General features: G+C 38.2%; 15 protein-coding genes. All 15 read left to right on the forward strand.

The features are described 5' to 3' along the window. The first annotated feature begins 11 nt into the window (after positions 1–11). The 15 genes from AC4G3O_RS09370 (at position 12) to rseP (ending at position 12,428) form a co-directional block, all read left to right on the forward strand. Positions 12–473 carry a chemotaxis protein CheW gene (locus AC4G3O_RS09370; RefSeq protein WP_139891235.1) on the forward strand — a complete coding sequence of 154 codons (462 nt, stop codon included), beginning with the start codon at positions 12–14 and terminating at the stop codon, positions 471–473. A gap of 18 nt (positions 474–491) precedes the next feature. Further along, on the forward strand, positions 492–1,130 hold the full coding sequence (locus tag AC4G3O_RS09375; protein WP_139891234.1) for a chemotaxis protein CheC: 639 nt from the start codon (positions 492–494) through the stop codon (positions 1,128–1,130). Next, on the forward strand, positions 1,127–1,630 hold the full coding sequence (locus AC4G3O_RS09380; RefSeq protein ID WP_066100389.1) for a chemotaxis protein CheD: 504 nt from the start codon (positions 1,127–1,129) through the stop codon (positions 1,628–1,630). Before AC4G3O_RS09375 ends, AC4G3O_RS09380 begins: the two co-directional genes overlap by 4 nt. Positions 1,631–1,738: 108 nt before the next feature. Then, complete coding sequence (locus tag AC4G3O_RS09385) at positions 1,739–2,512, forward strand: FliA/WhiG family RNA polymerase sigma factor (protein WP_140461277.1); 774 nt, start codon at positions 1,739–1,741, stop codon at positions 2,510–2,512. 24 nt (positions 2,513–2,536) lie between these two features. Continuing rightward, positions 2,537–3,871, forward strand: a complete 1,335-nt coding sequence (locus AC4G3O_RS09390) for a flagellar assembly protein A (RefSeq protein ID WP_491136091.1) — start codon at positions 2,537–2,539, stop codon at positions 3,869–3,871. Positions 3,872–3,887: 16 nt separating this feature from the next. After that, on the forward strand, positions 3,888–4,202 hold the full coding sequence (locus tag AC4G3O_RS09395) for a hypothetical protein (RefSeq protein WP_066100375.1): 315 nt from the start codon (positions 3,888–3,890) through the stop codon (positions 4,200–4,202). An 11-nt stretch (positions 4,203–4,213) separates the two neighbouring features. Further along, positions 4,214–4,744, forward strand: a complete 531-nt coding sequence (locus AC4G3O_RS09400; RefSeq protein WP_491136092.1) for a hypothetical protein — start codon at positions 4,214–4,216, stop codon at positions 4,742–4,744. A gap of 155 nt (positions 4,745–4,899) precedes the next feature. Then, positions 4,900–5,664 (forward strand): 30S ribosomal protein S2, encoded by a 765-nt coding sequence (gene rpsB, locus AC4G3O_RS09405; protein WP_066100370.1) that lies wholly within the window; start codon positions 4,900–4,902, stop codon positions 5,662–5,664. A 131-nt stretch (positions 5,665–5,795) separates the two neighbouring features. Beyond that, entirely contained in the window at positions 5,796–6,680 is an 885-nt protein-coding gene (gene tsf, locus AC4G3O_RS09410; protein WP_066100367.1) for a translation elongation factor Ts, read from the forward strand. A 152-nt stretch (positions 6,681–6,832) separates the two neighbouring features. After that, positions 6,833–7,558, forward strand: a complete 726-nt coding sequence (pyrH, locus tag AC4G3O_RS09415) for a UMP kinase (protein ID WP_139891231.1) — start codon at positions 6,833–6,835, stop codon at positions 7,556–7,558. Beyond that, positions 7,558–8,115 (forward strand): ribosome recycling factor, encoded by a 558-nt coding sequence (gene frr / locus AC4G3O_RS09420; RefSeq protein ID WP_139891230.1) that lies wholly within the window; start codon positions 7,558–7,560, stop codon positions 8,113–8,115. Before pyrH ends, frr begins: the two co-directional genes overlap by 1 nt. Before the next feature lie 269 nt (positions 8,116–8,384). Then, entirely contained in the window at positions 8,385–9,158 is a 774-nt protein-coding gene (uppS, locus tag AC4G3O_RS09425) for an undecaprenyl pyrophosphate synthase (RefSeq protein ID WP_139891229.1), read from the forward strand. A gap of 22 nt (positions 9,159–9,180) precedes the next feature. Then, complete coding sequence (locus tag AC4G3O_RS09430) at positions 9,181–9,972, forward strand: phosphatidate cytidylyltransferase (RefSeq protein WP_139891228.1); 792 nt, start codon at positions 9,181–9,183, stop codon at positions 9,970–9,972. A gap of 36 nt (positions 9,973–10,008) precedes the next feature. Continuing rightward, positions 10,009–11,151 carry a 1-deoxy-D-xylulose-5-phosphate reductoisomerase gene (dxr, locus tag AC4G3O_RS09435; protein ID WP_491089979.1) on the forward strand — a complete coding sequence of 381 codons (1,143 nt, stop codon included), beginning with the start codon at positions 10,009–10,011 and terminating at the stop codon, positions 11,149–11,151. A 17-nt stretch (positions 11,152–11,168) separates the two neighbouring features. Then, positions 11,169–12,428 carry an RIP metalloprotease RseP gene (rseP, locus tag AC4G3O_RS09440; protein WP_140461282.1) on the forward strand — a complete coding sequence of 420 codons (1,260 nt, stop codon included), beginning with the start codon at positions 11,169–11,171 and terminating at the stop codon, positions 12,426–12,428. Positions 12,429–12,443 lie beyond the last annotated feature (15 nt).

Raw genomic sequence — 12,443 nt, forward strand, 5'->3', positions numbered from 1 at the left:
GAGGAGTTTATATGGCTGACAATGATAATAGACAGATGCAGAAAGTTATAGTCTTTGAGTTAGTGAATAAAGAATATGCAATACCTGTCGAGTATGTGCTGTCTATCGAAAAAGTATCAACTATTACAAGAGTTCCGGGTGTAGAACCCTTTGTGATGGGAGTAATTAATCTTAAAGGGACGATTACACCGATTATTGACCTTCGAATGCGGTTTGGCCTAGAGCAAAAAGAATATGATGAGTCTTCAAGGATTATCATTATTTCCTTTAATGAATTTGAAGTGGGATTGATTGTTGATTCAGCCAGGGATGTTTTAGAGTTTCCGGCTGATTTAATTGAACCGCAGCCTAAAGTTATCGGTATGCAGGAGATTGATTTTATAAATGGCGTTGTGAAGGTTGATAAACGTTTGTTGATATTAATCAAACTCGAACGAATTTTACAAGTACTTGGAACAACACAATCTATATAGGAAGAAGGCGGGCAGGACATGTCATATCTGGATTCCATAACACATCTCCAACTGGATACCTTAAAGGAAATTGGTAATATCGGTGCAGGTAATGCTGCGACTGCTTTATCTCTATTAGTGAACAAACCGGTTATGATGAGTGTCCCTTCCGTGAAAATTGCAACATTTGACGAAACAATGGAGCTTGCAGGAGGAGCGGATAATGTTGTAGCCAGTGTTTACATGAGAATAGAAGGTGACATCACCGGCAATATGTATTTTATCCTTTCTTTATCGCAGGCAACCAGATTTATTAACCAAATGACCGGTTCCAATCAATTTTCCTTTGATCATTCATTGGATGATGAAATTTCTTTATCTGCCCTGACAGAAATGGGCAATATTCTATCTGGCTCGTATTTATCTTCCTTGTCTGATTTTACTGGTATGAAAATATATCCTTCTGTTCCTGTGCTGGGGATTGATATGGTGGGAGCCTTGCTCGGGTATGGATTACTGGAATTTTCCCAAGTTGGCGATTATGCGATTATCATTGATACGGATTTTACCGAGTCTGATAGTAAGGAAGAAAAAGATGTAAATGGGCACTTTTTCTTACTGCCTGATCCTGAATCATTTGATACACTCTTTTCCACATTGGGAGTGAATATGGAATGAATCCTCGTCACGAACAGGAAATTATCCGCGTTGGAATTGCAGATATGAATTTTGCTTATAAGGGTTCCATTATTAGAACAGCCGGTCTTGGATCTTGTGTTGGTGTTGTCCTTTACTGCCCATCTCAACAGATAGCAGGAATGGTTCATGTTATGCTGCCGGATTCCTCACTTGCCAGAGGTAAAACATTTAATAAAGCAAAATATGCAGATACTGCAATACCAGAGCTTATTAAACAATTCAAGAATAAGGGAATAAAAAGTCAATTGCTCAAGGCAAAACTTGCAGGTGGAGCGCAAATGTTTCAATTCAGTTCAGGAAGTGATCTGATGAGAATCGGACCGCGAAATGTAGATGCTGTGAAAATTCAGCTTATGGAAAATCATATCCAGATAATTGCTGAAGATGTTGGCGGAAACAGTGGAAGAACAATTGAATTTAATCCGATTACAAGTATATTGCACATTCGTACGGTTAATCAGGGTTCCTGCTCTATTTAAGTTTTCATTCGGTAAAGAGCGAAATTAAGGGAAATTTGTCGGATGTATATCTGTTGTTTTTTGTTATAATTTAATTACCATAATAAACCAACTAAGGGGAGGGTCAAAATGTCTCAAGTGAGTACCGGTGAAGAACAGACGTATTGGCATAAATGGCTTGAAGGCCGGGACGCGCAGGCTGGAGACATATTGGCAAAAAAATACTTGCCATTGGTCAGTTATCATGTACAACGAATTTCAGTGAACCTGCCTAAAAATGTGAATAGAGATGATATAAGAAGTTTAGCGAATATGGGTCTATTTGATGCTTTAGAAAAATTCGACCCATCCCGTGATTTAAAATTTGAGACCTATGCTTCCTTTCGAATTAGGGGAGCCATTATAGATGGATTGCGTAAAGAAGATTGGTTGCCAAGAAGTACGAGAGAAAAAGCAAAATTAATAGATTCGACTATAGAAGCGTTAGAGCAGAAGAATATGCGTAATATCACACCTGTTGAAATTGCCGAAGAATTAGGGATTACAGAGGATGAGGTTGTCAAAATCACGAATGAGAATTTCTTTTCCAATATTTTATCAATGGATGAACAGCCGCATGATACTCACTCGGAACAGGAAGCGCAATCGTATACAGTGAAAGACGAGCGCATGCTATCTCCTGAAGAAGCCCTTGTTAAAAAAGAATTGCTCAAAGAGATGGGAGACCTCATTCATAGGCTAAGTGAAAAAGAACAATTAGTGTTGGACTTATTTTATCGGCAGGAGCTGACTCTTACAGAGATCGGCTACATTTTGAAGCTATCGACTTCGAGAATTTCACAAATACATTCACGTGCACTATTTAAATTAAAAGAGTTATTAGCAAAAACAATCTACCGCTAAAGCTATTGGTTTGGGAGTGGAATAATGGATTTTCCATATAAACTAGAGGTTTCCCAAGATAAAATGAAGGCCTGGATTATACCTATAGGGAATCAGGCACAATCGGTTTCTGATAGACAAATAGATGAATGGCTTGTTTCTTTGCCGATTATCTTTGGCATAAAAAAGGAAACAAAAGTACATTTACTGAATACGGAGCAGGTTGTTTTTCCTTTATTGATTGCTGAAGGGAAATTACCGGAAAACGGACAGGATGGAGAATTAAAACTCGAATATACAAAGGGAATAGACACAGGGGAGCAACTGTTTAACTTCCGAAATGTAATGGATATCCCATCCTTCTCTACAGGAGATAAAATTGCGGCTGCATCTCAACCAACTTATGGTCTATTTGGAATGGATATTTTCGGAAATGAAATCAAACCGAAACCAGGCAAAAGAGCCGTCTATAAATTGGGACCCAATGTCATTGAACATGAATCAAGCCTCTATTCAACGATTAACGGACAATTCAGTATAGTAGGTCATACTATACAGGTTAATCCTGTTTTTTATGTAAAAGGAGATTTGAGCCTGGAGGTAGGCAATATTGATTTTGTTGGAAATGTGTATATTGAGGGCAATATACCCGTCGGTTATACGATTTCGTGCGGTGGCGATTTAAAAGTTTTCGGTATGATTGAGGGATCAGACATTAATGTTGGCGGCTCGGTTATTGTCAAGGGCGGAATTACTGGGGAAAAGAATTGCAGTATTCGAACAGGCGGAGATCTATACGCCTTATACATAAACTATGCAAATGTAATATCAAGCGGTAATATCATTATTCAACATGCTATTCTCCATAGTTTTGTAACTTCCATGAAATCTGTAACCTGTAAAAAAGGACATCTAATAGGCGGAGTTTTAAGGGCTGGCAAGAGAGTGGAACTGATGGATGCAGGGAATTTACACTATACACGTACTGAAATACATATCGGAAATAATGATGCAATTGAAATGATTAAGCAGGATTTGGATTCTCGTTATCAAAAAATGCAAAAAACACTCTCGAAACTCTCGTATATAGCTGTGAAGCTTGAAGAAAAAACAAGGTTATCGAATGACAAAAAGGATGCTCTTTTGCTGGAAAAACAAAGGAAAACAAAAGATTTTTTAGTGGATGAAATGAAAAAACTTAAGCAAGAGAGATTAATGTTAGATTATGAGCTGCAAATCGATGAGGAATTAATTATTAACGGTGCATGCTACCCTAATCTTTATATAAAAATGGGTAAGTATAGCATGCCTCTGAATCAAAATTACCAGTCAGTGAGATTTACTGATAAGGGAAACGAGATATCTGTTTATCCGCTCTAAAAGGGGGCAATGAATCATGAGTTTAAAAGCGATTGAATTGCAAGTTGCAATACCCAGAACGCAGGATGCAGGTAAAATCCAGGAGCTGTTGCAGAATCGTAGTCAACAACTGATTGAGCATGCTTCCGAACAGGAAAAAAAGAGTACAAGAGCAAAAAATGAAACAGTACTTAGGCAAGAAAAGAATAGCTCGGTTGATTGGAATAATCATTCCAAGGGCCGGCAGCAGGAAAAACGGCGGCAGAATGATGAATCTACTAAAAATCATTCTGCCTTTTCGCAAGCAGAAACCCAACCTTATAAGGGAAAGAGAATAGATTTTTCGGGATAAGAGGAGACAAAATGACATTTATACTCATAGTAAACATCATGGTCAATATGGTGGCTGTTTTAGCAATTGTTATCCTTTATTTGAGGCAGAATCGTCTTATTCAATTCGAGAAGGAATGTAAAGAATATCAAAAAGAAGTTGAGGAACTAATCCATACGTTTATAATCGAAATGAAGGAAGAAAACGATGAAATTAAACAGTTGTTTGTGGGTGATACTGGTAAGATATCACGCACTGAAGGACCTCGAAAGCTATCTGATCAAGAAGAGAAAATAGATCACACTATGACAGGGTTACCAAATGGATATAGACAGCAGAGTGCACGGAATGCCTACGAAAATACGAGCCGGCAACCCGTTACGAATCATCTTAAGGAAGAAAAAACGGAATCAGATGTTATCGACCAAGATTTAGAACGAGTCCCTATATTGGCTGAGGCCCAGAATATGAAGAATCAAGGGAAAACAATTGAGGAAATTGCAAAAAAAATGGGCCGTGGCAAAACAGAAATTGACCTTTTATTTAAATTAAATCAAAAGTAAAGTAAAAAGACTTGATTGTATGCTGAGATTATGCTATATTATGACATGGTGTTAATACACACGCTTGAGGATTTGGACTGATCGTGCTGTAAACCTACAGTTTCAGCCTGAAAATGATTTGAGCGGAGGAAAAACAAAACATAGGAGGAACAAACATGTCTGTAATTTCAATGAAACAACTGCTTGAAGCAGGTGTACACTTCGGGCACCAAACTCGTCGTTGGAACCCAAAAATGAAAAAATATATTTTCACGGAGCGTAATGGTATCTACATTATTGACCTTCAAAAAACGGTTAAAAAAGTAGAAGAAGCTTATAACTTCGTAAGAGACTTGGCTGCTGATGGCGGTACTATGCTTTTCGTTGGTACTAAAAAGCAAGCTCAAGATTCTGTAAAAGAAGAAGCTGGCCGTGCTGGTATGTACTATGTTAACCAACGTTGGTTAGGTGGTACATTAACAAACTTCGTAACAATTCAAAAACGTATTGCACGTCTTAAAGAAATCGAAAAAATGGAAGAAAACGGAACATTTGAAGTTCTTCCTAAAAAAGAAGTTATTCAATTGAAAAAAGAACAAGAGCGTCTTGAAAAATTCTTAGGCGGTATCAAGGATATGAAACAAATCCCTGATGCATTGTTCATCATTGACCCACGTAAAGAGCGTATCGCTGTTGCGGAAGCTCATAAATTGAATATTCCAATCGTAGGTATCGTTGATACAAACTGTGATCCGGATGAAATCGATTATGTAATCCCTGCAAACGATGATGCAATCCGTGCTGTTAAATTGCTTACTGGTAAAATGGCTGATGCTATCCTTGAAGGTAAACAAGGTGAAGAAACAGCTCCAGTTGCAGAAGAAACAGTAGTTGAAGAAACTGTTGAAGCAGAAGAAGCAACTACAGTTGAAAATGCTTAATTGATTTTTTAAAGGTGATAAGAGGACAGTGCCTTTTATCACCTTTTTTTGAAATAAAATAGAGTGGTGTATACGGATTCGCACACTGCTACATACTGATTTTATCGGATGATATAAAGGAGGAAGACCAAATGGCTATTACTGCTCAAATGGTTAAAGAATTACGTGAAAAAACTGGTGCAGGTATGATGGACTGCAAAAAAGCACTACAAGAAACAAGCGGTGACATGGATAAAGCAATCGATTACCTTCGTGAAAAAGGTATTGCGAAAGCGGCTAAAAAAGGCGATCGTATTGCTGCTGAAGGTTTAACTTCTATCGTTGTTGAAGGCGATAAAGCAGTTATCCTTGAAGTAAATGCTGAAACAGATTTCGTTGCTAAAAATGAAGCATTCCAAACTCTTGTAAAAGAATTGGCTGCACATCTTTTAACAAATGAACCTGCAAATGTTGAGGAAGCTTTAACTCAAACAATGACTAACGGTGCAACTGTTGCTGACCACATCAATGCTGCTATTGCAAAAATTGGTGAGCGCATCACTCTTCGTCGTTTTGAAATCAAAACAAAACCTGAAAACGGAGCTTTCGGAGCTTACATCCACCAAGGCGGACGTATCAGCGTATTAACTATCGTTGAAGGTACAACTGAAGAAGCGGTTGCGAAAGATGTTTCTATGCACATCGCTGCTTTAAACCCTAAATACGTATCACGTGACCAAGTTACTGCTGAAGAAGTTGAACATGAGCGTCAAGTTCTAACACAACAAGCATTAAACGAAGGAAAACCTGAAAAAATCGTTGCGAAAATGGTTGAAGGCCGTCTAGGTAAATATTTTGAAGAAATTTGTGTACTGGATCAAACATTCGTTAAAAATCCAGATCAAAAAGTTGGTCAATTTGTACAAGCAAATGGCGCTACAATCGTTGAGTTCGTACGTTACGAAGTAGGAGAAGGTATCGAGAAGAAACAAGATAACTTCGCTGAAGAAGTAATGAGCCAAATTAAAAAAGACTAATCTAATTACATGTGTATAGCATAAAAATAGGGGACACGTTGTGTTCCCTATTTTTCAAGAATACATTTCCTTAAAATAAACAGAGTATTAGATGAGGATATTGACTATTAAAGCTTGTGATAGATCGATAACTAATGACGGTGGAGGTTACTATGAGCAGCGTAAAGTATAAAAGAGTTGTATTAAAGTTAAGTGGAGAGGCACTTGCCGGTGCTCAAGGATTTGGGATTGACCCAACCATAATTTTTTCAGTTGCTAAACAAGTGAAAGAAGTTGCGGAGCTTGGTGTAGAAGTCGCAGTAGTGGTTGGTGGCGGAAATATTTGGCGCGGTAAAACAGGCAGTGAACTTGGAATGGACCGTGCAACTGCCGATTATATGGGAATGCTTGCAACAGTCATGAATTCACTTGCGCTTCAGGATAGTTTGGAACAACAAGGGATTGAGACACGTGTCCAAACATCTATTGAAATGAGACAAGTAGCTGAGCCTTATATCCGTCGCAGAGCAATCCGCCATTTAGAGAAAACACGTGTGGTTATCTTTGCTGCAGGTACTGGAAATCCGTATTTCTCTACAGATACGACAGCAGCTTTACGGGCTGCCGAAATAGAAGCAGATGTCATTCTCATGGGTAAAAATAATGTTGATGGTGTATATAGTGCAGACCCTGTATTAGATAGCAGTGCCGTAAAATATGATGAACTTTCTTATCTTGATTTAATTAAGGATGGTTTATCTGTAATGGACTCCACAGCATCATCTTTATGTATGGATAATGACATTCCACTAATTGTCTTCTCAATAATGGAAGAAGGAAATATTAAACGTGCCGTTATGGGTGAAACTATAGGTACTATTGTTAGGGGGAAAGAATAATGGCAAAACAAGTTATAGACAATACGAAGGAAAAGATGAATAAAGGAATTCAGGCATTCTCCAGAGAATTAGCCTCTATCCGTGCAGGTCGTGCTAGTGCATCCCTTTTAGACAGATTGACTGTAAATTATTATGGAGCACCTACACCTGTAAATCAGCTTGGGTCAATCAGCGTTCCGGAAGCTCGTATGCTGGTTATTACACCTTATGACAAAACCATTCTTGGTGATATTGAAAAGGCAATTCTGAAATCTGATCTTGGACTTAACCCAGTGAACGATGGTAATATTATTCGTTTAAGTGTTCCTGCACTAACTGAAGAACGTCGTCGTGACCTTGTTAAACAAGTGAAGAAGGAAGCTGAAGAAGCGAAAGTTGCGATTCGTAATGTACGCCGTGATGGTAATGATGACCTTAAAAAGCTTGAGAAAAACGGGGAAATTACAGAAGATGCACTTCGTGGATATTCTGATGACGTTCAAAAAATGACGGATGATCATATCGCGAAAATCGATGCTCTTGCTAAAGATAAAGAAAAGGAAATCATGGAAGTTTGATTTTTATATCATAAAGCCCCTTTTATCTAAAGGGGCTTTTTTGTTACACCTAGTATGTATTAGGTGACGAAATTATATAATAACAGAATCATACAGTGTGTCCAAAAAGGTTAACTGTTAGAAATCCATAAAACTGCCAGGAAACAAACATACAAACAGAAATGTTTGTGACAATTAAATGTGGTATGATAGGTTATGGAATTTGTACTAAGGCTAAATGATCAAATATACATAAGCAGGGAAGATTAATTCCTTTTGGAGGAAATAACATGTTTGGATGGAAGATAGTTAAGAAAAAAGGGAAACAGTATTCTATACCAGAAAGAATAGAAAAGGTAAAACAAAATAAAATACCAGACCATATTGCCATTATTATGGATGGGAATGGCCGGTGGGCAAGAAAAAGAGCACTGCCAAGAGTAGCTGGACATCATGAGGGTATGAAGGTCGTGCGTAAAACGACTAAATTAGCTAATGAATTGGGAGTTAAGGTTTTAACGGTTTATGCCTTTTCAACTGAGAATTGGAAACGTCCAAAAGATGAAGTGGATTATTTGTTAAAATTACCCGAAGAATTTCTAGGAACGTTTTTGCCGGAATTAATGAAAGAAAACGTTAGGGTTCAAATTATGGGTGATCAAAAGAGACTGCCTTTGCATACTGTCAATGCAGTCACTACAGCATTAGATCAAACTAAAGATAATGATGGTCTAATTTTAAATTTCGCTCTTAATTATGGAAGCCGTGCAGAAATCCTCGAAGGTGTAAAAAAAGCCGCAGCTGATATGAAAGATGGTCGTTTGGAAGAAAGCGATTTGACAGAAGAACGATTCTCTGAGTATTTGATGACCAATCAGCTGATGGATCCGGATTTATTAATCAGAACGAGCGGCGAAATTCGACTGAGCAACTTTATGTTATGGCAATTAGCCTATACGGAGTTTTATTTTACAGATGTATTGTGGCCGGACTTCAATGACCATGAATTGCTCAATGCAATTGAAGAATTCCAGGGCAGATCGAGAAGATACGGCGGCGTATAATGAGGAAGGCAGGGGTTTTAGGATGAAACAAAGAATCATTACTGCGATAGTCGCGATTGCATTATTTTTACCGATATTAATTTATGGAAATATTCCGTTTCTTATTTTAATCTATGCGATGGCGACAATTGGATTATATGAACTACTTAAGATGAAGAAAATGCCGCTAATGACGATATCATCGTTACTATCGTTTTTATTAGTATGGGTTTTATTGATACCTGATCGTTACAGTAGTTTCTTTGATATGATTCAATACGATAAAATGGATATAGTTATTATCATTGCATTTTTGTTATTAGTGATTACGGTAATTTCTAAAAATGCTTTTACGTTTGATGATGCGGCTTTTCTATTGTTGTCTTCTCTATACATAGGTGTAGCTTTTTATTACTTTTTTGGGACAAGAGATGTTGAGAATGGCCTCTTAACGATACTTTTTGTATTAATTACGATTTGGGTTACTGATTCAGGTGCCTATTTTGTAGGGCGATCTTTAGGAAAACGAAAGCTTTGGCCGGAAATCAGCCCAAATAAAACAGTAGAAGGATTCCTTGGTGGAGTTGGAAGTGCATTAGTTGTTGCAATTCTGTTCTATTTTTTCTCTAATTTGGACTACAATATAAGTAAGCTGATTATAATGGCATTATTAATTTCGATTTTTGGGCAGTTGGGTGATCTTGTACAATCTGCATATAAAAGGCATTATGGTGTTAAGGATTCCGGTAATATCTTACCGGGACATGGAGGAATTTTGGACAGATTTGATAGTTTGATTTTTATTCTTCCCATATTGCACTTCTTCATTTTTTAAACGTAACTATACAATTGCTGGGGGAGGAGCTTTAGTTTGAAAAGGATCAATTTATTAGGGGCTACAGGGTCTATCGGTATGCAAACGATAGATATTGTACGCAATCATCCAGAGGAATTTAACTTAACAGCTGTTTCAGGCGGAAGAAATGTGGACGGAATTCGGAAAATCATTCAGGAATTCCAGCCCGAACTGATTTGTGTACAGCTAAAAGAAGATGCGGAAAGACTGAAGACGGAATATCCGGGCAGGAAAATTGTATACGGACATGAAGGCTTAATAGAGGCAGCTACTTATGTAAACGGAGATATTGTAGTGAATGCCGTAATGGGAAGCATTGGTTTAATTCCTACCATGCAGGCGATGGAAGCTGGTAAACAAATTGCCCTTGCTAATAAGGAAACATTGGTGACAGCCGGACATTTAGTTATGGAGGCTGCCAAGAGGTTTCAAACGCCTATACTGCCGGTTGACAGTGAGCATTCTGCTATATTCCAGGCATTACAGGGTGAAAAGGCTAAAAATATTGAACGCTTGATTATCACAGCATCTGGAGGAAGCTTCAGAGACCGAACAAGAGATGAGTTAAAGAATGTTACAGTTAAAGATGCACTCAATCATCCAAATTGGTCTATGGGCGCAAAAATAACAATAGATTCTGCCACAATGATGAATAAGGGACTTGAAGTGATTGAAGCCCATTGGCTGTTTAATTTGCCATATGAACAGATTGATGTCCTATTGCACCAGGAAAGCATTATCCATTCTATGGTGGAATTTCACGATTCAAGTGTGATGGCGCAGCTGGGGACCCCAGATATGCGTGTGCCTATCCAATATGCTCTTTCATATCCGGATCGGTTACCGCTTTTCTCTTCAAAGAGACTTAATTTAGCAGAAGCGGCAACTTTACATTTTAAAAAGATGGACTTTGACCGCTATCCATGTTTACAATACGCTTATAATGCCGGAAGAATTGGCGGATCAATGCCGACTGTTTTAAATGCTGCCAATGAGGTGGCGGTCGAATTGTTCTTACAGGGCAAGATTCCATTCTTGGAAATTGAGGCACTGGTGGAAAAAGCTATGGAGCGTCATCAGCTAATCAAAAAACCTGAACTCGAGACTATTCAGGAAGTCGATCAGGAGACAAGAAGGTATATCGAGTCACTATATTAAAAGGGATGGTCGATTAAGTGGAAACAATATTAGCGTTTATACTTATTTTTGGAGGATTAGTGTTTTTTCATGAATTAGGCCACTTAATCTTTGCAAAAAGAGCAGGTATACTCTGTCGAGAGTTTGCCATCGGTTTTGGGCCGAAAATCTTTACAATAAAAAAGAATGAAACTGTCTATACCATTCGTTTACTTCCGCTTGGAGGCTTTGTACGGATGGCTGGTGAAGACGCAGAAACAGTTGAGTTGAAACCAGGCTATCGAATTGGGGTACTGTTTAACGAAAATCAGGAAATTAACAAAATCATTGTCACTAACAAGGATAAATATCCTGAAGCAAGAATTATTGAGGTGGAACAAGCAGATCTGGATCATCAGTTAATCATTCGTGGATATGAAGATGGAAATGATGAAGCTATCCAAACCTTTAAGGTTCATCCAAAAGCGGTAATGGTAGAAGATGGCCTTGAGCTTCAAATAGCACCATATGACCGCCAGTTTAATTCAAAAACATTACCGCAAAGAGCGATGGCAATCTTTGCCGGACCGATGATGAATTTTGTTTTAGCAGCTGTGTTATTCATGATTATTGGGATTGCCCAAGGTGTTGTGGTCGATGAGCCGAAACTTGGCAAACTGACAGAAGATGGACCTGCTATTAGCTCTGGACTTAAGGCAGGAGACATCGTACACTCCATTAATGGCGAAAAAGTTGATTCATGGAGTGATATTCAATCAACTATTCAAAAGAATGCCAATAATGAACTGACTTTTGAGGTTGAACGTGATGGCCAAAATAAGGAGATAAATGTCACACCTAAATTAGTGGATGATTCAGCCGGCAAACGGGGAATCATAGGGGTCTATGCTCCGACGGAAAAATCCTTTATCAAAGCGATCGGTTATGGATTTACGGAAACGTATTTATGGACTAAACAAATTTTCATTGTACTTGGTGATTTAATCACAGGAGGATTCTCCATAGATGCATTATCAGGTCCTGTGGGTATATATGTTTCCACAGAAGAGGTGGCAAAATCAGGTATTTTTTACTTGATAAAATGGGCAGGGGTCTTAAGTATTAACCTTGGGATTATGAATCTCTTGCCGTTGCCCGCGTTGGATGGAGGAAGGCTGTTATTCTTTGCAATTGAAGCAATTAGAGGGAAACCGGTTGATAAGCAAAAGGAAGGTATGTTCCATTTTATTGGATTTGCCTTATTGATGCTATTAATGATCGTCGTCACCTGGAATGATATACAGCGATTTTTCTTTTAAAATAGTCAGTAGCGG

Source organism: Bacillus sp. z14 (2026) (genome assembly GCF_058313575.1).

Coding starts and splice junctions, on each gene's coding strand:
- AC4G3O_RS09400 (WP_491136092.1), top strand. CDS start 4,214: ATGACATTTATACTCATAGTAAACATCATGGTCAATATGGTGGCTGTT.
- pyrH (WP_139891231.1), top strand. CDS start 6,833: ATGAGCAGCGTAAAGTATAAAAGAGTTGTATTAAAGTTAAGTGGAGAG.
- AC4G3O_RS09370 (WP_139891235.1), top strand. CDS start 12: ATGGCTGACAATGATAATAGACAGATGCAGAAAGTTATAGTCTTTGAG.
- frr (WP_139891230.1), top strand. CDS start 7,558: ATGGCAAAACAAGTTATAGACAATACGAAGGAAAAGATGAATAAAGGA.
- AC4G3O_RS09385 (WP_140461277.1), top strand. CDS start 1,739: ATGTCTCAAGTGAGTACCGGTGAAGAACAGACGTATTGGCATAAATGG.
- AC4G3O_RS09430 (WP_139891228.1), top strand. CDS start 9,181: ATGAAACAAAGAATCATTACTGCGATAGTCGCGATTGCATTATTTTTA.
- AC4G3O_RS09390 (WP_491136091.1), top strand. CDS start 2,537: ATGGATTTTCCATATAAACTAGAGGTTTCCCAAGATAAAATGAAGGCC.
- AC4G3O_RS09395 (WP_066100375.1), top strand. CDS start 3,888: ATGAGTTTAAAAGCGATTGAATTGCAAGTTGCAATACCCAGAACGCAG.
- AC4G3O_RS09375 (WP_139891234.1), top strand. CDS start 492: ATGTCATATCTGGATTCCATAACACATCTCCAACTGGATACCTTAAAG.
- rpsB (WP_066100370.1), top strand. CDS start 4,900: ATGTCTGTAATTTCAATGAAACAACTGCTTGAAGCAGGTGTACACTTC.
- uppS (WP_139891229.1), top strand. CDS start 8,385: ATGTTTGGATGGAAGATAGTTAAGAAAAAAGGGAAACAGTATTCTATA.
- tsf (WP_066100367.1), top strand. CDS start 5,796: ATGGCTATTACTGCTCAAATGGTTAAAGAATTACGTGAAAAAACTGGT.
- AC4G3O_RS09380 (WP_066100389.1), top strand. CDS start 1,127: ATGAATCCTCGTCACGAACAGGAAATTATCCGCGTTGGAATTGCAGAT.